At 57.6% G+C, this 20,684-nt stretch carries 15 protein-coding genes; 7 read left to right on the plus strand and 8 right to left on the minus strand.

The genetic code is table 11. The annotated features are described in order from the left end of the window. Positions 1–11 precede the first annotated feature (11 nt). The 3 genes from hisS to VGR81_02195 all read right to left on the minus strand — a co-directional run bounded on the left by hisS (position 12) and on the right by VGR81_02195 (position 3,161). A complete protein-coding gene (gene hisS, locus VGR81_02185; GenBank protein HEV2287742.1) occupies positions 12–1,415 on the minus strand; it encodes a histidine--tRNA ligase in 1,404 nt (467 codons plus the stop codon). Next, positions 1,412–1,930, minus strand: coding sequence for a gamma carbonic anhydrase family protein (locus VGR81_02190; GenBank protein ID HEV2287743.1), 519 nt, complete (start codon positions 1,928–1,930; stop codon positions 1,412–1,414). Before VGR81_02190 ends, hisS begins: the two co-directional genes overlap by 4 nt. 145 nt (positions 1,931–2,075) lie before the next feature. Beyond that, entirely contained in the window at positions 2,076–3,161 is a 1,086-nt protein-coding gene (locus VGR81_02195) for an Mrp/NBP35 family ATP-binding protein (protein HEV2287744.1), read from the minus strand. A gap of 256 nt (positions 3,162–3,417) precedes the next feature. On the opposite strand from VGR81_02195, the gene secA reads away from it, so the two are divergent. Beyond that, positions 3,418–6,336 (plus strand): preprotein translocase subunit SecA, encoded by a 2,919-nt coding sequence (gene secA / locus VGR81_02200; protein HEV2287745.1) that lies wholly within the window; start codon positions 3,418–3,420, stop codon positions 6,334–6,336. A 21-nt stretch (positions 6,337–6,357) separates the two neighbouring features. Here secA and VGR81_02205 read toward each other — a convergent pair whose 3' ends face one another. The 3 genes from VGR81_02205 to VGR81_02215 form a co-directional block, all read right to left on the minus strand. After that, positions 6,358–8,187 carry a VWA domain-containing protein gene (locus VGR81_02205; GenBank protein ID HEV2287746.1) on the minus strand — a complete coding sequence of 610 codons (1,830 nt, stop codon included), beginning with the start codon at positions 8,185–8,187 and terminating at the stop codon, positions 6,358–6,360. 432 nt (positions 8,188–8,619) lie between these two features. After that, positions 8,620–9,636: an IS110 family transposase gene (locus VGR81_02210; protein ID HEV2287747.1), complete on the minus strand. Its 1,017-nt coding sequence runs from the start codon at positions 9,634–9,636 to the stop codon at positions 8,620–8,622. A gap of 778 nt (positions 9,637–10,414) precedes the next feature. Next, positions 10,415–10,696 (minus strand): hypothetical protein, encoded by a 282-nt coding sequence (locus VGR81_02215; protein ID HEV2287748.1) that lies wholly within the window; start codon positions 10,694–10,696, stop codon positions 10,415–10,417. Between the two features lie 86 nt (positions 10,697–10,782). On the opposite strand from VGR81_02215, the gene VGR81_02220 reads away from it, so the two are divergent. The 3 genes from VGR81_02220 (at position 10,783) to VGR81_02230 (ending at position 13,142) form a co-directional block, all read left to right on the plus strand. Beyond that, complete coding sequence (locus VGR81_02220) at positions 10,783–11,778, plus strand: DUF4097 family beta strand repeat-containing protein (GenBank protein HEV2287749.1); 996 nt, start codon at positions 10,783–10,785, stop codon at positions 11,776–11,778. Between the two features lie 192 nt (positions 11,779–11,970). Beyond that, entirely contained in the window at positions 11,971–12,297 is a 327-nt protein-coding gene (locus VGR81_02225) for a hypothetical protein (protein HEV2287750.1), read from the plus strand. 368 nt (positions 12,298–12,665) lie between these two features. Then, positions 12,666–13,142, plus strand: a complete 477-nt coding sequence (locus VGR81_02230) for a hypothetical protein (protein HEV2287751.1) — start codon at positions 12,666–12,668, stop codon at positions 13,140–13,142. 262 nt (positions 13,143–13,404) lie between these two features. Here the strand turns inward: VGR81_02230 and VGR81_02235 are convergent, their stop codons facing one another. Then, positions 13,405–14,808, minus strand: a complete 1,404-nt coding sequence (locus VGR81_02235; protein ID HEV2287752.1) for a DUF4382 domain-containing protein — start codon at positions 14,806–14,808, stop codon at positions 13,405–13,407. Between the two features lie 247 nt (positions 14,809–15,055). On the opposite strand from VGR81_02235, the gene VGR81_02240 reads away from it, so the two are divergent. Further along, on the plus strand, positions 15,056–16,135 hold the full coding sequence (locus VGR81_02240; GenBank protein ID HEV2287753.1) for a BON domain-containing protein: 1,080 nt from the start codon (positions 15,056–15,058) through the stop codon (positions 16,133–16,135). 60 nt (positions 16,136–16,195) lie between these two features. Here the strand turns inward: VGR81_02240 and VGR81_02245 are convergent, their stop codons facing one another. Further along, a complete protein-coding gene (locus VGR81_02245; GenBank protein ID HEV2287754.1) occupies positions 16,196–17,137 on the minus strand; it encodes an alpha/beta fold hydrolase in 942 nt (313 codons plus the stop codon). A 334-nt stretch (positions 17,138–17,471) separates the two neighbouring features. On the opposite strand from VGR81_02245, the gene guaB reads away from it, so the two are divergent. Next, positions 17,472–18,935, plus strand: coding sequence for an IMP dehydrogenase (gene guaB, locus VGR81_02250; GenBank protein ID HEV2287755.1), 1,464 nt, complete (start codon positions 17,472–17,474; stop codon positions 18,933–18,935). A 96-nt stretch (positions 18,936–19,031) separates the two neighbouring features. Next, positions 19,032–20,555 carry a hypothetical protein gene (locus tag VGR81_02255; GenBank protein ID HEV2287756.1) on the plus strand — a complete coding sequence of 508 codons (1,524 nt, stop codon included), beginning with the start codon at positions 19,032–19,034 and terminating at the stop codon, positions 20,553–20,555. Positions 20,556–20,684: the final 129 nt, after the last annotated feature.

Genomic DNA, 20,684 nt, shown 5'->3' on the forward strand with positions numbered 1-20,684 from the left:
AAACATTCATTTCACTTCGGCCGGAAATAATCCACAAGCGCGTCCTCCGAGATTTTCTCCTGCTTGCCGTCGGAAAGCTGCTTGATGGTAACTGTATCCGACTTGATTTCGTCTTCGCCCAAAATCAGGACGAAGCGCGCGCCGAGTTTATCCGCGCGTTCGAGCGCCTTGCGGAATTTCATTTCTTCGGGCGGCAGTTCCACGGTGTGCTTTTCGCCGCGCAGCACATGCGCGAGCCGTACTGCCGTCGGATAGGCTTTGTCCCCCATCCACGCGATGAAAATATCCAAAGGCCGCGTGGCGTGAATTTTCTTGGCGTCAACAATCGCCTCGATAAAGCGATCTTCGCCGAGCGCGAAGCCGATGCCCTTGATTCCTTTCGGCCCACCGAGCATTTCCACCAGCCCGTCGTAGCGGCCGCCGCCGCAGAGCGCATTTTGCGCGCCGAGAATCGGGCTCGTGATTTCAAACGTCGTGCGCATGTAATAGTCGAGGCCGCGCACGAGGCGCGGCGCTTCCGTGAAATCTACCTCGCGCAGCGTGAGCTCGTGCTTCAGTTTTTCGTAATGCGCGCGGCAGTCGGCGCAAAGATGCTCGGAGATTTTCGGCAACTTTTCAATGATGGGCTGCTCTTCGGACAGCTTCGAATCCATCACGCGCAGCGGATTCGTCTCGACGCGCCTCTGGCTGTCCGCACCAAGCTTGCTAAAAATTTTCGGCTCGCGCAATTCCGCGCGCAGCAGCTCCACATATTTTGGCCGACAGCCCTTTCGTTCTGGTGTATCGGGGCATCCAATCGAATTAATCAGCAGCGTGTACTTCTCGATCTGGCAACGCTCGAGCAGATCCGTCAGCATCTGGATCAACTCCGCGTCAATCGCCGGCGCGTCCGACGTGCCCAGCACTTCCGCGCCAATCTGATAGAACTGCCGGTAACGCCCCTTCTGCGGCCTTTCCCGTCGAAACATCGGCCCCACGTAGTAAAGCTTCTGGTTGCCTGGCAGTGTCTGCATCCCATGCTCGATATACGCCCGGCACACCGACGCCGTCGCCTCCGGCCGCAAAGCGAATGAATATTGGAACTGTTCCAGAGCTCGCTCCGAAGGAGAAAGACTCTGAACGTTTTCCGCTGCGTTATTATGTTTGTTCATCCCAAGCGCGAAATCCATCGGCACAGGGAATATATACATTTCCTTATTGACCACATCCGTTTCCGCGCCAATCGAGCGTGCAAACAGTTCCGTCTCCTCGAAAATCGGCGTGCGAATCTCGGCGTAGTTATACGACTCCATCACGCTGCGCGCAGTTTTCTCGAACCAATTCCACAGCGCGGTGTCAGGAGGCAAAATATCGCGCGTGCCTTTGATGGCGCGGAATTTACGACGCTCTGTTTCGGTTCTTGACGCTTCGCTCACTTCTTTGCCTCAGCGCGATACGTTTCTTTATACTCGACGTACCGCTGCGCGTAATTATCGATGGACGCCTGATCCTCCGCGGTCAGCGCGCGCCGCAACTTCCCCGGATGGCCCATGTAGAGGCTCCCCGGCGGCACGACTGCGCCTTCGGTGACAAGCGTCCCGGCAGCGATCATCGAGCCTGCGCCGATTTTTGCGCCGTTTAAAATGATCGAGCCCATGCCGATCAGGCAGCGCGACTCAATCGTGCAGCCGTGCAACAAAACGCCGTGGCCGACCGTGACATTGTCGCCCAAAACGAGCGGATGCTGGTCGCGCATCACGTGCAGCACCGAGCCGTCCTGAATATTCGTGCGCGCGCCGATGCGGATGTAGTGCACGTCGCCGCGAATCACCACGCCGGGCCACACGCTGGAATGTTCGCCGATCTGCACGTCGCCGATAACTACGGCGGATTCATCAATATACGCAGAGGCGGCGATCTGCGGCGTGCGTCCGCGATAGCGGCGTATCAATTCGCTTCTCCAATGGGCATTTTGCGCCGGCGACCGATAAACAGCGAAAGTAACATACGCGCCGGAGGCTGACAAGGCGGCCGCGCGATCCGAAGCAAGCGCTCAGAAGACATTCCGTGACGGGCTTCGAAACCTCGTCGATCTCTCAGAGGATTTGCACGACGGGCGCGCTGGCGGCGCGACTGATTCCGTCGACGCGCGCGGCGACATTGCGCGCCACCGCGTAGACGCTTTTCGCTCCGGGCGAATCCGGTCCCTCGGCCGCGACGGGCTTGCCTGTGTCGCCGCCGATGCGAATCTGCGGATCGATTTCAATCTCGCCGAGAAATGGCACGCCGAACATTTTCGCCAAGCGCTCGCCTTCGCCATGGCCGAAGACGTCGATGCGCTCGCTGCAATGCGGGCAGGAAAAATAGCTCATGTTTTCGACGACGCCGAGAATTTCGACACTCACCTGGCGGAACATTTCGATGGCTTTGCGCACGTCGGCGAGCGCAACGATGGACGGCGTGGTGACGAGCACGGCGCCGGAAAGCACCACTGACTGTACGAGCGAAAGCTGCACGTCGCCCGTACCCGGCGGCAAATCGACAATCAGATAATCCAGCTCGCCCCACTGCACGCTGCGCAGGAATTGTTGCATCACGCCGTGCAGCATCGGGCCGCGCCAAATCAGCGGGCGGTCGCCGGGATTGAGCAGGCCCATGGAAATCATTTTCACGCCATAGGCTTCGACGGGAATGATGATGTTTTCCGCGGGAGCGTGCGGCTGTTCGGTCGTCCCGAGCATCACGGGAACGTTCGGGCCATATACGTCGGCGTCGAGCAGGCCGACCTTCGAACCCAGCCTTTGCAGCGCGATGGCGAGATTCACCGCGACGGTCGTCTTGCCTACGCCGCCTTTGCCGCTCGCCACGGCGATCAGATTTTTCACGCCGCGGATCGGCTCTTTTTCCGGCATGCGGCGCGCGCCCGGGCCAGCGGCATCGAATTTCAAATCAAACGAGCGCACGCCCTGCAGACGGCCAATCGCTGCGCGAATATTGCGTTCGAGCGCGTCGCGATACGCAGGTTCGGTGCGCAGCATGGAGACAACGAGCGAAATATCGCCTTCGCGCACAACGAGGCTGCGCACAAGGTTCAGCGAAAGTATGCCGCGATGATGTTCCGGGTCTTCGGCCGTTCGCAGCGCGTCGTAAACCACGCCTTCCGTCAACGGATTCCCAGCCATTCAGAGCCTCTTTCTGTGCCGAAATCTCACAACTTGCAAGCATCTCATCATAGGACGCCCGTGCGGCCAGAGCAACTCGCGAGTGCGCCGCACTTTGCGCCGAACGCGCCGAACAGGATAGAATGGAATATGTGAGTGCATGCGACGTTGAGGGCATCGTCGGAATGAAGAAGCACTCGCGAGCTTCGCTGCTCCCTGAACCTCCCAAAGAGGGCTTTGTGACGCTTGCCAGAGGGCAAGCATCCAACGGAAAAGCATGGATGCCGATCGGTTTGTAGAAAATATAATTGCGTTCTTCGTCGGGACGAAGCACGAGCGCGACATCGAGAAGATTCAGCCGCTCGTTGCCGCTATCAACGCGCTCGAACCCGAAATGGAGAAGCTCGCCGACGAGGATTTCCGCGCGAAGACTGCCGAGCTGAAACTGAAGGTTACTTCGAAGCTGGAAGGCGTCGAGGTTCGCGATGTGGAATATCGCGCCAAGGCGCAGGCAGCTCTGGCCGAAGTTCTTGTTCCCGCCTTTGCTCTGGCGCGCGAAGCCGGACGCCGCAAGCTCGGCATGCGGCACTTTGACGTGCAGCTGATCGGCGGCATGGTCCTCAACGAAGGCAAAATCGCGGAGATGAAAACCGGCGAAGGCAAGACGCTGGTCGCGACTCTGCCGGCATATCTGAACGCGCTGACCGGCCGCGGCGTGCATATCGTCACCGTGAACGATTATCTGGCCCGACGCGACGCGGAATGGATGAGCCCGATTTACAGGACACTCGGCCTCACAGTCGGCGTGATCGTCCACGATCTCGACGATGTCCAGCGCCGCGCTGCATACGCAGCGGACATCACCTACGGCACGAACAACGAATTCGGCTTCGATTACCTGCGCGACAACATGAAGTACGATTTGGCCGATTGCGTCCAGCGTGGCCACAATTTCGCCATCGTCGACGAAGTGGACTCCATCCTGATCGACGAAGCGCGCACACCGCTGATCATTTCCGGCCCCGCCGAAGAATCGACCGACAAGTATTACAAGATAGACAAAATCATTCCCAAACTCATCAAGGACATTGACTACACGCTCGACGAAAAGCACAAGACCGCGACGCTGACCGAAGAAGGGGTGGCCAAGTGCGAACGGCTGCTGGCTCTGCCGAATATGTACGATCCGCAGAACCTCGAGACCATTCATCACGTGTATCAAGGGCTGCGCGCGCACTCGCTTTTCACGCGCGACGTGGATTACGTGGTGAAGGAAGGCGAAGTCGTCATCGTCGATGAATTCACCGGGCGGCAGATGCCTGGCCGCCGCTGGTCCGACGGCTTGCACCAGGCCATCGAAGCGAAGGAAGGTGTGAAAATCGAGCGCGAAAATCAGACGCTCGCCACTGTCACGTTCCAGAATTATTTTCGCATGTACAAAAAGCTTTCCGGCATGACCGGAACCGCGGAGACGGAAGCAAAAGAGTTCGGCAAGATTTACGGTCTCGACGTCGTCGTTATCCCTACGAACCGCGAGCTGATTCGCATCGAAAATCCCGACGTCGTGTACCGCACGGAAGCGGAAAAACTCCACGCTATCGTGAATGGCATCATTCAGGAAGACGGCACATTCGCCGCCGGCGTGAAGCAATTGCACGAAAGCGGCCAGCCGGTGCTGATCGGCAGCATCTCCATCGAAAAATCCGAGAAGATTGCAGAAGAGCTGCGGCAAGCAGGCATTCCGCATCAAGTCCTGAACGCCAAGCAGCACGAGCGCGAAGGAAGAATCGTCTCGCAAGCCGGACGCAAAGGCGCAGTGACCGTTTCCACGAACATGGCCGGCCGCGGAACCGACATCCTGCTTGGCGGTAATCCCGACGCCATGACGCGCGAGTACTGCCTGAAAAACAAGCTCGCGATCCCCTACGCTCCCGCAGGGTCCGTGATTGGAAATGGAAATGGCAACGACGAGCATCCCACAGCGGAAACTGCTCTGAGCGAAACATCGCAAGAAGCCGCCGCGAGCGGAAACGGCGCGGGGAATGTACCCATGGTTCTTTTCCAGCAGGAAGGCAAAATTTTCCAGGTTCCAGTCGAACAATGGAAGCCGATTTATGACCAGTACGCCGGCCAGTGCAAAGCGGAGCACGACGACGTTGTCGCTCTGGGCGGTCTGCACATTCTCGGGACGGAGCGCCACGAGGCGCGGCGCATTGACAACCAGTTGCGTGGCCGCGCGGGACGACAGGGCGACCCCGGCTCATCGCGGTTTTTCCTTTCGCTGGAAGACGATCTGCTGCGTATTTTCGGCGGCGAGCGCGTCCAGAAGTTCATGTACATGCTCGGAATGAAAGAAGGCATTCCCATCGAGTCGCGTCTGATCTCGAAGCGCATCGAAAACGCACAAAAAGCCGTCGAAGCACAGAACTTCGAGGCGCGCAAACACCTGCTCGAATACGACGACGTGATGAACAAGCAGCGCGAGACGATTTACTCCATTCGCCGCGCGGTGCTGGAAGGCAAGGACCAAAAACAAGACATTCTTGCGCTGACCGAATCCTTGATGACAGATTTGGTAGACACCTATTGCCCGCGCGAGCAGCACCCCGATCAGTGGAATCTGACTCAGCTCTCCGGCGAGATTCTCAAGCAATTCGGCCTCGATATGAAGGCGCAGGGCGTTGATCCGATGGCCATGAATCACGACCAGCTCCTCGACGCGCTGGTCGAAAAAGCCAAATTGCGCTACGAGGAAAAAGAGAAACAATTCGGCCCGCAGATGATTCGCTGGCTCGAGCGCCATATCACGCTCGATATCGTTGACGCGCAATGGAAAGACCACTTGCTCACTCTCGACCACTTGAAGGAAGGCATCGGCCTGCGCGGCTATGGCCAGGTGGACCCGCTCGTCGAATTCAAAAAAGAAGGCTTCACGCTTTTCGAAGCCATGATGGACCGCATCGATACGGAAGTCGTGCGCTTCCTCTACTTGATGCAGCCCGCGCGGCCAGAAGAAGAGGCCAAACAAATCGAGCGCCGGCAGCGGCGCGCGCAGCAGGAATTGCAGCTTCAAACCGGCTCAGAAAAAGCCGAAGCGCCCAAGCAAGTCCGCACCGGCGCGAAAATTGGCCGCAATGATCCCTGTCCCTGCGGCTCCGGCAAGAAATACAAGAAGTGCTGCGGCCGCAATTCGTAGCGCCCACCCGCAAGCCGCCGCTTATTGGATTTGGACGTTCCGGCTCATGGCGCTCATCTCGCCGCGCAGCGCTTCCTCGACCACCACGGGCAGACGATACGCTCCCGGCGGCGCTTCCAACGACATCCCGCCATCGATCCCGCTCTTCGCAAATCGCTCGAAGGTCTCCGGCTTCAGCGCCAACTCCATCTGCGCTTCCTTGCCTGCGATCATTTTTCCCTGCGCGTCAAATAGTGCGGCCACGAAGGTGAGCATGTCGACGTGCCGATTATTCTGTAGTTCAAAGGGCAGCTTCTGAATATCGACGTGAGTCTGCACGTTCAGCTTACGAGCGCCATTAGCAGTTGAGGGCTTTTCGCTGACTGTTATAGGAAAATCACTGTGCTGCTGCGAGCTGCGCACCTCTGCGTCAATCTGCTCTTCGGCCGTCGGCTGGCTCGCCTGTTCCTGGGCTTCCTTGGACGGCGCGAAGTAGCCGGGACGAGCCTGGACAGTGAATTTTCCGGGCGCGCTGACGGTCACTTTCAGCTTATGAAATTTCGCGTTGAATTCTTCCTTCCCCGGGACAAAGCCGAGCAGGTACTCGGTTTCCGGGGCGGCGGCAAGAGCATAGTAGCCAGCGGCCAGGTCGTTGCGGTTGTGGAAAAAGCGACCTCCTGTGCCTACCGCAAAGTCGACCATCGCGGCTGTGAGGGTCATCATGGACTGGCCAAAGCTCTGTGCTCTGTACACTGCCTGGTACGCCCCGTCATTTCTGTCTTCGGTTTCCGTGTAAGTGAGCAGGCCTTTCGCATCGAGCGAGTTGATGACAATGTCTGCGTGCAGAGCGTCGTTCAGGATCGAGTCAACCTTATCCTCCAGCGTGCCAGCCAAAAAGCCCGAGGAAGCCAAGACGAGGATACGCTCCCCGGGCCGGTCCGCCAAGCAATCAACTGCAGCTTGCAGAGAATTCAACGTGTCCTGTGACATTTGGCGAACGGAGTCCCATATCTGCTGCGACTCCACTACAATGACCTGCCTCTGATTGGTCGCGCACGTGCCACCGTCACCGAAATTGCCCGTGTCGACGCAGTTGCACTTAATCGCCTCGCCGAGAACCGCCTGGTAGGTGGGAGAGCCTACTATGTTGCCTAGATCAGTAATCGGAGGATTCGGTTCGGTGGAAATGACATAAGCGTCGTAGGGCGTGATGCGCGGGCAGCCGCTGCTCTTGATGGCGCGCCCGTGAAACTTGAGTTCCTCAACGGCGCTGATGATTTCTGGAGCGTTCGGCGTGAAACTCACGGTTTGCAGTCCCGATGAGGTAAAAAGTGCAATTTTGTCGTCAGGGCCTATGCCGGTGCGAAGAAAATTTTCAGCGGCAAGCTGCACATGGCGCATTTCGCCGAACTCGGTGTTCAGATCGTCAAAGTACAGAGCGACATAGCGAGGGCGCGCCGGTGCGGACGGTTGCGCATTCGGCTGCGCGGATGCGGGCGGCGCTACGGCTCCGGAAGCGTCGAATACCTGGCGATGCTCGACGGAAAAGCTGGAAAGGAATTGCTGCTTCCCGTCGTCGTAAATCGCAAAATCGCGCTGAGTCAAGCCACTGACCACTTGCCCTTTGCTGTCTCGAACAACCACGCCGGCCTGGACTTCATTTGTTCGCACCCGCAGCTGTGGAAGAGGCGGGCTGTACGGCCAGCTTCGTATGCTCACTTCGCCAGGGGAGAGAGTTTGTGCCGACGAAATCAGGGCAAGGAAGCCCCATCCTACCGCCGTCACATGAAATCTCAAACCTCTACCCAGCGCGTGCATCGGGTCTCCCTCTGCGCAATAAATCACGAACGTTGTGCTGCCTGAAACACACATGTAGCCTTCCTTGCCTTGTCCTGTAAATGACCGCCGAATTTTCGATCCATTGAGCGCAACGCCCTCTAACGCATCAATCCTGGTGCCTACTTCGGGTACCAACTCTGGAGGGGCAACCAACTCCTGTTTTAATTTTCGACTCTGCAGGAGTAAGCAATATTGAGGCATATATGGACCCATCCCGTTTGCAAGAGCGTTTGAAGTCTGGCGCTTTGGATTGAGACGCGTGCATATATCCGGCCTCGGACTTCTGGAGCAGATCGCTCCCTGGGCCCAGATGGAACCTGCGCTTCTTCTCCTAATCAGATCAGCGGCCCGTTATGGCCCTGCCCCCGCCAGGTTTTGAAGAAGCTGGTCTCCACCAGTTGCGCCATCTTCAGCAGCTCAAGCATCTCTCAGGATTTTTTTTTCTTATCCGAGTTTCTTCTTGTCTTACGCCGCGCGTCGGTACGATTCTCCACGCGCGATCAGCGACCACACGATGCGGGCGTTCTTGTTCGCCAGCGCCACGCAAGCTTTCGACGTGCCTAACCTCCGCTGCTTGTCCGCGATCCAGCGGTTGCGCGTGTCGGTTTTACGACTCGCACGATACACCACCGAGCGTGCCCCGTGGATCAAAAGCGTTCGCAGATAGGGATCACCTCGCTTGCTGATTCCGAACAGGCGCGCCTTTCCTCCTGTGGAGTGCTGCCTGGGAACCAACCCCAGCCAAGCGGCAAACTGTCGCCCGTTCGTAAAGCTCTTTCCGTCGCTTATGGCCGCAACCAGGGCCGTCGCAATCAGTGGCCCGATTCCTTCCACAGCAGCAACCCGCTGGCAAGTCTCGCTGGCACGGTAGATGGCCTGCACCTGTTCGTCGAGGGCTTTGATCTTATCGTCGAGCTGAACGAGTTCTTCATAGAGCGAGGCAAATAACCGTCGGCTGAAATCTGTCAGTTCGTTCTCGGCATCCTCCAGGATCAGTGGCAGGCCACGGCGAAGTTGGCTAATAAACCGGGGTAGGACGATCCCGTACTCCGCCAGCAGACCGCGCACCTGACTGGCCAGTCGTGTGCGCGAACTCACCAGGCGGCTTCGCACGCGATGCAGTGATTGAATGTCTTGCTGTTCGATAGATTTTGCGGGCACGAAGCGCATCTGTGGACGGCTCACCGCTTCGCAGATGGCTTCCGCATCATTGGCATCGTTCTTGTTGGACTTCACATACGGCTTGACGAACTGCGGAGCGATGAGCCGCACGGTGTGACCCGTTCGGCTGAGGACCCGAAACCAATAATGAGACCCGCAGCACGCTTCCAGACCGACCAGGCACGGCGGCAAGTTTGCAAAGAACTCCGTCACCTGATTCCGGCGGAGGCGCTTCCGCAAAACCGCACGACCTTCTGCATCCGCACCGTGAACCTGAAAAACATTCTTGGCAACATCCAGACCTATCGTGGCTATCTTCATGGAAGTCCCTCCCAAGACTGCGCGAAGCTTATCGCTTCCCGCAAAAACAGGGATGGGTCCATTCCATTAGATCAAAGCAAGAACGCTCACCCACAGGAAAAGCGCAACTGATTTTCTGATCGCGAATGCTGACGCGCTTGTCATCTCAGCTGTCGCCGTGCTGCTCCCTAGCCTCCCCGCAACCTACCCCTCCATTATTCTGATGTCAAGTACTATGGATATATATAAGAACTCTAGCCCCGAAAATATAGACTTCGGTCGCCGGTTCTGTGTTCTCGTCACCACGCGACGACACCACCGCGCAGCCACATAATTCCCTCTCCTCCCGCCCCTCTTGCGCGCCCCTGTCGCGAGTGTATGAAAATCCTCGAAGTCGCATCCACGATCCGGTTAACTAGCCCGCGGCGGCCAATGCCCGGCTAATTCTCCACGCCCCCCCGGACTCCCATAGCGAGTCATCTCACGACCGCCTTGCTTTTTCCGCGCCGCTTTGATTTATTTCTTGACAACGGCATTACTACATGATAAGTATGTACCCGCAAGCCGCATTGGCGGCTTGCGGAGAACTCGGGAGTAAGGAGACAAGGCGGGCCGCGGCGACGCGGCCTTTCGCTTTTTATACGCTTTAGGAGATTCTAATCGCGGAAATATGGATAATTAGAACTCGATGCAACTGACAGAAAACAAACAACGGGAGGTCGTTCTAATCGCTGATTCTTTCGGTTTTTTGCGGAATTCAGCGATTAGAAATAACGGCCGAAAAAAGCCCATAGGCACCTCAAGTCTGAGGACCCCTCGAGTGGCCTGCTTCGAGGAGCGCTCCTTGAGGCGCCGCTTCTTTGTCGACAAAGTCGAGGGCCCGCGCGCGGGGCTTCGTGGCGAAGCGGCCGAACATCTGGGACGCGTCCTGCGCGCCGCGCGTCACTTGTTCGCCCTGAGCCTGCTCGCCGCGGCGAGCGAAGTCGAGGGGGCACGCATCACTAGCTTTCGTCGCCGCGTTGAGCGGGAGGATTTTCCGAAACGCGTTGGCAGCAGCCGCACTGAAATTTTTCTTGCTCACACTTCCGCGCCGCGCGCGTCTGAACATTTAGCAGCGTGGTTGCGTACTTTGAATAAGAACAAATCTTGCGAACGAGGTGGATTTTCATGCTGAAGAATTTGCGCATCGCGAGCGTCGGATTCGCACTCGCGTTATTGGCGGCTTTCGCCGCTGCCCCGGCACCGGCCGCCGTAGACGGCCATTTCGACAAGACGCTGACGGTCAACGGGCCAGTGGATCTCGACGTGGCCACCGGTTCCGGAAACATCACGATTCGCCCAGGCGCCTCCGGACAGGTCCAAATTCACGCCAGAATTCACGCCAACGAAGGTTGGAACTGGGACGGCAAGGATGCATCTTCGCGCGTGCAATACATCGAACAGCATCCCCCCATCGAACAGAACGGAAACTCGATTACGATCGGCCACGTGGAAGACCGCGATTTGATGCGGAATATTTCGATTAGCTATGACATCGTGACACCGGCGCAAACGCATGTTCATTCCGCAAGCGGCTCCGGCAATGAAACGATCCAGGGAGTCTCCGGCCCAGTTGAGTCGACCTCCGGCTCAGGCGACCTGAAAATTTCGAGCATCGGCAGTGACGTTTCCGCGCGCACGGGCTCAGGCGAAATCACTCTCACGGGCGTGCAAGGAAATCTGCGCGCCGGAACCGGAAGCGGCAATATTCGCGCCGACGGTGTTTCCGGCGGCATGACGGTTTCGACGGGCTCCGGCGAAGTTGTGCTGTCGCAGACGGGCTCCGGCGATGTCGAGGTTTCCACCGGCTCTGGCGGCGTGGAGATCAATGGCGTCAAAGGCGGCGTGCGCGTTGGCACAGGAAGCGGTGACATCAAGGCGCAAGGCACGCCGACGAGCGGCTGGAATCTGCACACTGGCTCGGGCGATTTGACCGTTGCGTTGCCGCAGCAGAGTTCATTTGAGCTTTATGCGCACACAAGCTCCGGCAGCATCAATTCCAGCTTCCCAATCACAGTGCAAGGAAATATCAGTCCGCGTGAATTGCACGGAAAAGTTGGATCGGGCGGCCCGGTTGTAGAACTACGCACGAGCTCGGGAACAATTCATATCGAGTCTCACTGAACCCCCTGTCGTTGACTGCGAATCGGCCGGTTGCCTCCTGCCGGCCGATTTGTTTTTTGGGATGACATGTTGCCACAGTATTTGATTCGCCGCATGCAACCCAAACTTTTCTACGCCATGGCCTCCAAGTGGGGATATTATCCCCGGCGTTAACGGTTTCTTCGCTCGAGCCCAGTCCCGGGAAGGAGACCTGTGGATCGCCATTGCCACATCGAAGGCTGCGGCCGCGAGGTTCCCAAAGCTCTCGCCAGAGAAACACTCTGCCTCGACCATTTTGCGGACATGGTAATTGCGCAGACAGATGCCGTCCGCGCAAAATGCCTCGGCGCAGAACCGATTGACGAAGCCATGCTTGAGTGGTTGCTCTCCGACGCACCCCATAAGGTTCAGGCTCTCGCCGGCGGCGAATCGGGAAGCGAGGCGCGAAATAACGAGAGAATTCTGGAGCTTCTGCTGTGCCTCTCGAATCTGCATAACTACATCCGGCATCACTCGCTTGAGGTGAAACGCTCGACCTGACTTCGGCATGAGCCGGGCGTTTACTTTCTCGTGCCGGGCGCCTTGATTTTGCCAGCCACGCGGCGCAATCTGGATTTTGAGCTCCGCGAGTTCCGCTAATGCCCGAGGAAACCAAGAAACCAAATCGATTCCAGGCGGCGCAACCTCAAATCCCGGGTGTGCCGCAACACAAGACTTCGGCCGCACCTAAAGCAGAAGGCTCCAGCAAGCTGCCGGCTCCATCCGATACGCCAGGTGGAAGCCGACAAACCAAGAGAGGTTCCAATCCCATACCAGCGTATTTGTGGGCCTGCGGGGGAGGCGCGATTCTCGTTGTTGTGATCGCCATGTTTTTTTTCGCGCGCGGATTCGCTCGAGCGGCGCACTCCGTGGCTCCCGACCAAACAGGAGGGACCCTAGCACAGCCTTTGCATGCCGCATCAGACGAGGCTGAGCCTGTCGCTCCCGGCCGCGTGGCCACCATCGAGGAGTTGGCGCAGCCATGGGCAGCGAAACCATTCCTCTATCGCATGGGAACCGGAGGCACAATTCCAGCGATGATAGTGCATTTGACGGGAAACAACTTCTGGGCATTCTCACTGCAAGAGCCCTACGGATCGTGTACGTTGCAATATGTCACGGACCTTGCGAAGCTGCGCAACGAATATGGAGTTCGGTCGTCGACGCCTTTGCTAACCGACCCGTGTTCGCACACAGTTTACGATCTGTCGCGCTACGCGAACGGGCCGAATGGCTTAGTGCGCGGAGCAATCCTGACAGGTACGGGAATGCGCCCGCCCTATGCGATCGAAGTGCAAGTGAGCGGCCACGAAATTCTTGCCACGCGCGCGGAACCCGAGCAATAGCTGAAGCAAATGGCAAGGCGTTCAGCCCTGCCATCAGCAAATCCCGTCCGCCATCCTTCTAAGTAGCAGGACGGCAATCCCTCTCTCGACTTTGCGCGCAGGCTTCGAGCATAATCACTCAGTGAAGAAAGAGATCGCTGCGGCGCCAGCGAAGTCTTAGCTGCGCGAAGCCACGCCGATAAAAAAACCGCTCCACCGAATGAGTCATCCGGTGGAGCGCGAACATCGAACGATCAATTCAACTGCCCGGTGACGGCCAACTTTAGAAGCTCGTCAAGAGCTCCACGGAACGCGCGACCATTTCCGCCTGATTCGTCTGCTGGTTCACAAGAATGAATCCAACAACGCGGAGGTCGAACGGCCCCTGGCCGCTGAGCGCCGAAAGGCCGCTCAGATTGACGTAGTTTGTAAACTGCGTGCTAACAATTGTCAGCGGGGCGGGCAATAGAACACCCGCGAGGTAATTGTCGTTTATCTGGAACGTTCCGGTATTCCCGCTGAGAATTTGCGTGCTTCCCATTACCCACGTGCCTTCCTGTCCCTGGCGTTCCAGGGTGACACGATGCACGGTGAGCGTCTGCGAATTGCCCGAGCCGGTGAGCGCGCCTCCGATTCCAAGGCGCTGTCCCGGACCCAGCGTCGTGTTGTTGAAAAGAAGCGCAGTAAGCGGGCTGTGGAAGTCGCCAATGAAGTATTTCTCGGAACCGTTCAGCGTGAGACTGTCGATCGCACCGATTGGCGCGACGCTGGAAATGTTTGGCAGCTCGGTTCGCACGTACATTTGCAACTGTGTGGCTGGACTCGGCGTGGGCGGAATTACGGCCGTTGCCAAACCTCCCAGAAAGAAGTGATCCTGAGAGAGGATCGTGACTTCGTCCGCATCAATATCATGGGAAACCGGATCGAGCTTTCCGGAAATTTCGACAATCGAATTCGTGGTGAGTGCTGAAAATGATGCGTTTCCGTCCCACATTGTGTTCGCGTTGGTCATCACCGTCCAGTCGCGACCGCGTTCGCCCTGAATGGCGAAGGACGAAGAACTGGTATCAATCGAAGTAACACCACCGCGGAAGCAGTCAATTTCGGCCTCAGAGTCGTCGGCAGTGAGCCCGCGAACATCAAAAGTGGGCGTGATTGCACCGGTGACCTGCCCGTTTTGAACTACGATGGTCTGGGCCAGATCGAGATCCATGAGAATGCCGACGAGATCGTTGGGATCGACAACAAGCGTTTTAGCCAGCGGAACCGTGACGGAAAAAGTTCCCGGCGTGGCGGTAATCGTATTCAAAACGGGCGGACTGACGCTGGTGTCGAGATAACCGATCACGGCGGAAGAGCCGCTGATGGTCACACTGTCGTAGTTCCCATTCGGGACGCTTTGCAAGTCCAAAAGATCATGCAAGCCGCTGAGCTTGGCAAAATCGATCTGCGTGGGATTCTGTAAAACAGGAATTGAGCCGCCAGAGTTGTTGACCGTGACACCAGTAACCAACACCTGAAACGAAACTACGCTGGGCAAAGTCGGCGGCGCGTCGGTTCCCTCGGAGAAGACAGTGCCCATTTGCGGTATGTTTGACTGGGAATTCGACATGTTTCCCGAGCATCCGCTGACTACCGCCAGTAAAAACGACGAGACAATCGCTACGATATTCCTTGAGATTCGCATTCCCTTCTCCTGTTCCACCCCAGAACGGACAAAGAAAAACGGCTTCGATCGAGAAGGAGTCCATCACTCCGACACTCCCCTCATGTAGATTCAACACTGTTGCTGATAAAAAGTTGCACGGCTCCCGAAAGAAATGCACCTCTGCAAGAGAACTTTGCATCCTAAGTTTGTTGGGCAAGCCAAGGCGACGGCCTGTAATACAGTGATACAATTTGCCTTATTGGATGCAAAACGGAGGAAGGTCACGATGCAAAGACTGACGAGCGTGCTTTTGATTTCCATGGCGATAGCCGCAATAGCCATTGGTTGTGCGAAGCAACCTGGCGACGCTCAGTTGACTACGAACATCAAGGCGCAGTTGTTCTCCGATCCGCAGACAAAGGACACAAATCTTGAAGTCGCCGTGAAGGATGGCGTTGCGACGCTTTCCGGCACTGTGCCAAATAATGGCGCGCGCTATGAAGCCTACAAAATCGCAGCGAGCACGCCGGGAGTTACGAAAGTAGAGGACCAGATGAACGTTCAAGCTCCGGCGGAGAGTGCGCAAGTGACCCCGGCTCCCGTCGCACCCGCGCCACCACGGCCCGCAGAGGAGAAAAAAGCGTCGAGGCGTGAGGCTCATCCACGGAAGGAGCACCGCACGAGAGCCGCGCACCACACAAGGAGCGCGCCATCCCAGCCTGCTTTAGCTCCAGCGAAGGAGCCAGATGCGAGCGCACTTCCCGTAGCGCGCGCGAACGCTCCTGCGGCCCAGACACCGGCACCCGCGCAAACTCCTCCTCCACCGCAACCGATAACCGCTCAGTTTGCCGCGGGAACGACAATTCAAATACAAACCATCGACTCGATCGACGCAGGAAAGAACAGCCCGGGCGATGAATTTCAGGCTTCGCTCGCCACACCCCTGACCTCCAACGGAAGAGTTGTAGTTCCGGCGGGAGCAAATGTCTATCTACGAATGGTGGCCGCGTCAGATGCAGGCAAATTTAAAGGCAGGAGCGTGGTCCAGCTCCAGCTTGTGCGGCTCGAGTTTCAAGGCAAGGAGTACCCGCTCGTTTCGGACACGTATACCGATGAGGGCGCCTCGCGCGGGAAAAACACAGCCGAGAAGGTCGGCGGCGGAGCTGCGTTAGGTGCGCTCATCGGAGCCATCGCCGGCGGCGGAAAAGGAGCGGCAATTGGCGGCGCGATTGGCGCTGGAGGAGGAGGCGCCGTTCAGGCCGCCAGCAAGGTGAAACAGGTGCATATTTCGCCGGAAACGAAGATCGATTTTGCGCTCCAGCAGCCGCTGAACATCTCTTATCTTCCCGGCGGAAAGAATCCTTAGGTGCGAGCCTGCAGCAAAGCGCGGCGATGCTCTCGCATTTTTATTGGGGTCGGCCAAACTCTATAGGGGCACGAGCTGCGAATGCTGGCGGCAGAATTCCACGATGCGCGCTTCGGCCCAAAATCTCTCTGCGCCGCGCCAACGCGAGATGAATCCGCAATGCCCGCCATGCGGAGGGCTTTCCAGCTCGATAAGCTGGTTATCGTGCCAGGCGCCTTCTTCGAAAGAGCGGAACGGAATCAGCGGATCGTCCTGGGCGGCGACCAAAAGGGTTGGCATGCGGACTTCGGGCAGAAATTGCAAAGCGCTAGACCGCGCGTAGTAATCGTCGGCATCGCGAAAGCCACAGAATTTCGCAGTGATTTCATTGTCAAACTGACGGACAGTGCGAACCTTGTCCAATCCATTCAATGGGTACATACAGGGAAAGAGTTCGGATTTCCAGCGCATGCGGCGTTTCAAACGGCGAACGAAATGGCGCTCATAGAGGCGATTTCGCGGCGCGCCGATGGCGTCGGCGCATACGCCAAGGTCGCATGACGGACAGACGCCGGCAACAGCTCGCAGTTGCGATGGCGCCGTGGTTCTAAATTCTCCGGCCATTTTCAGGACAAGATTCCCGCCCATGGAAAATCCAGCGACGAAAATTTCTGGCAGACGGTCCATTTCGATCAGTCTCTGCACAACGGCGCGGACGTCGCAACTGAGGCCGGAATTGTAAAGCGTGGGCGTTAGATCCTCGGTGCCGCCGCAATTCCGCTGATTGAGGCGCAAGACGTTGAAGCCCGCGCCGAAAGCCTTGTCGGCCGTTCCCAGCATGTAGCCGGAATCGCTGGAACCTTCGAGGCCATGCAAGAGGACGAGCGTCGGATGCTGCTCGGGATCGCGCTGCCAGTGGCAGTCGGCACGCACGCGCGTCCCGGGCTCGGTCTCGAAAAAACGCGGCGTTGCGAGTCCGAGAAAATGCATGCGCCGGGGCCAAAAAGCGGCCGCAATCGTCATGCAGTGAGGATTTCTCAGGAGGAACGGCGGCTCGAATTCGCGCATGCAAATCTACCTTACGTCACGGAAGATGCATGCGCAAGCGGGCCGAGGGGGCCGTGGGGCAGTTTGAATTTTGACTTCTTGTGTCACGAACGAGAAAACTCAAACTGACCCACCGGTGACCGGGGCTATGAACTTGACCTCAGGTGGTCCGGCGCTTACAATGGTCCATTCACGATGAAGTGTTTTTCTCAAAATCCAGTTGCATTCAAGCCCAGCGAACCTAGCTGGGCTTTGGCGTTTTTGGGGCTGAAAATTCACTCCGCAAAAATAAGAACCGAGGATTGATCGAATGAATTTTGATGGCCGTATCTCCGAAGGACTGACGTTTGATGACGTTCTGCTGAAGCCAGGAAAATCGTCGGTACTGCCGACAGCGACGGATACGCGAACGTGCCTCTCGCGGAAGCTCGCGCTGAATATTCCCATTGTCGCCGCGGCAATGGACACCGTGACCGAATCGCGCCTGGCGATTGCACTGGCGCGCCAGGGCGGATTCGGCTTCGTGCACCGAAATATGACGATTGACCGGCAAGCGGAAGAGATCGACCGCGTGAAACGCTCGGAAAGCGGAATGATCGTGGATCCGGTCACAATCGCACCAGAACTTTCGCTGCGCCATGCGCTGGACATCATGAACAAGTACAAGGTGTCCGGGCTGCCGGTGACGCGAGGCACGAAACTTGTGGGCATATTGACGAACCGTGACCTGCGGTTTGAGCGCAATTTGGACCAGCCGGTCGACCGGGTGATGACAAAAGAGCATCTGGTCACCGTGCCGGTGGGCACGACGCTTGAAGAAGCGGAACGCCTCTTGCAAAGGCATCGCATCGAAAAACTGCTCGTCGTAGACAAGGATTTCAATCTCAAGGGATTGATCACCGTAAAGGACATCCAGAAGAAACTTGAGTATCCGAATGCCGCGAAAGATGAACACGGGCGCCTGCGCGTGGGAGCAGCGATCGGCGCGACAGGGGATTTTCTCGACCGCGCGATTGAATTGGCCAAGGGCGGCGCCGATGCGCTGGCAATTGACACGGCGCACGGGCATTCGCAGCGCGTGATGGACGCGATCAAGGAAGTTAAAAAACGCCTGCCGGAGATGCAACTGGTCGCGGGAAACGTCGCGACAGAAGAAGGCGCGCGCGATTTGATCGCTCTAGGCATCGACGGGATCAAAGTCGGCGTCGGCCCAGGGTCCATTTGCACGACGCGCGTCGTGACCGGGGCGGGCGTGCCGCAAATTACAGCGATTCTCGATGCCTCGCGCGCGGCGCGCGGAACGGGCGTGCCCGTGATTGCCGATGGCGGCGTGAAATTTTCTGGCGACATCACCAAAGCTATTGCCGCGGGCGCTTCGGCCGTGATGATCGGCGGGCTTTTCGCGGGAACCGAGGAAGCTCCGGGCGAAACGATTCTCTATCAAGGGCGCACTTATAAATCCTATCGCGGCATGGGTTCGCTGGGCGCGATGGAAGCGGGCTCCGCGGACCGCTACGCGCAGGAAGGCGCGGAGCGCGGAAAATCCGTGCCGGAAGGCATCGAGGGACAAGTTCCCTATAAAGGGCCACTCGCAGGGCTTGTGGAACAACTCGTCGGGGGCTTGCGCAGCGGCATGGGGTACTGCGGCGTGACCAATCTTCGCGAACTGCAGGAAAACTCGCGGTTCATCCGCATCACGTCGGCGGGATTGCGCGAAAGCCACGTTCACGACGTCATCATCACGCGCGAAGCACCGAATTACCGTTTAGAATAGCTCTTTTGCGGAGAGGGCAGATTGCTCTTGCTATATCGATTGCCGCAAAGACTGAGTGCATTTAATATCTCGTCCGGGACCGATCAAATGTGCCGAATGCTGTGCGTCATCATTATTCTGGCGCTTACAGGCCACGCTCGCGCGCAAGAAGTTCCTCCGAGCAGCGTCGCTCCCGCACACATGCCGAAAGTCGGGACGGTCGATCGGCGCTTCGTCTCCTACAACGTCGAAATGGTGGAAGTTACCGGCGGGCGCTTCTGGAAGCCTTACTCAACTGACGAAGAAGCACGTCAGGATGCGAAGGTCGTCTCGTCGAAGCCGAGTTCACAGATTTCGGCGGACCTCTTCCAGTATCGTCCGCCGATTGATCTCGCTAACTTTCGACTCCGCAACCTCGCAAAGGCAATCGGGCCAGCGTATATTCGCGTCAGCGGTGGCTGGGCAAACGGGACATATTTCCAGGATGACGATAAACCCCCACTGAAACAGCCTCCAGCCGGGTTCAAAGATGTCTTGACTCGTGCCGAGTGGAAGGGCGTCATTGAATTTGCGCGTGCGGCTGGGGCACAGATCGTAACTTCATTCTCCATAAGCCCAGGAACACGCGGTTCCGATGGCGTTTGGATGCCCACGCAAGCCAAGGCACTCCTTGATTACACAAACGCCATCGGCGGACGCATCGCTGCTGCCGAATTCATGAACGAGCCCAATCTTGTCAAGGGGCAGGGCGCGCCCAGCTACGATGCTGCTGCGTTCGCGAAAGACATTAAGATCTTCATGCCGTTTTATCGCAGCCAATTGTCCAAGAGCCTGCTGGTGGGACCCGGCACTGGCACTGTAGGCAACGAGAAAGTCTTGAAGCTGACCGGTCCGATATTCGACGTGTTTTCCTATCACTTCTATGGAGCGTTATCGCGCAGGTGCACCACTGGTGGCAGGGGTCGAGGAATCACCATAGACCAGGTACTTTCTCCGGAATGGCTTGATCGCACAGACCAAGCCGAAGCGTCCAACGCTTCGCTACGAGATACCTATCTTCCCGGAAAACCCATTTGGTTGACGGAGACTGCTGAGGCGGCATGCGGGGGCGATATGTTCGCCGGCCAGTTTGCTGACACGTTTCGATTTTTGAACCAATTCGGCACACTCGCGCGAAAGGGCGTACAGGTTGTGATGCACAACACCCTTGCCGGAAGCGACTATGGCCTTCTCGACGAAGAGACATTCCAACCTCGTCCGAATTATTGGGCAGCCGTGCTGTGGAACCGGACCATGGGAACTACCGTGCTCGATCCGGAGACGAAGAACGAGGGTGCGCTCAGGATCTATGCACACTGCATGAAGCAAACGCGAGGCGGCGTAGCGCTGTTGGCTCTCAACACAGATGAGAAGGAAGAGTACACCTTGGAAGAACCTGTCTCAGGGGACCGGTTCACGCTCACCGCACCAGCTCTCACCAGTACGATTGTGCTGCTGAATGGCCGCGAGTTGGAGGCGAACCCAAATGGCTCGCTTCCGTCAATGCAAGGCCAGCCTTTCAAAGCAGGCCCTGTTCGCCTGCCGCCACACAGCATCACGTTTCTGACGATTCCTTCGGCAGGCAATAACAACTGCCAGTAACAGCCGTTTCAAAGCAATGACGCTCACGGAATACTCTTCATCCGGATTGTCGCCTGCATTGTGGAAAACAGGAATGCCGCCACTGCGGCTGCCTAGATGGAACGCCGTGAAGCTCGGCTGGTTGCGCGG

This window comes from Candidatus Acidiferrales bacterium, assembly GCA_035934015.1.
Lineage (GTDB): Bacteria > Acidobacteriota > Terriglobia > Acidiferrales > UBA7541 > DAHUXN01.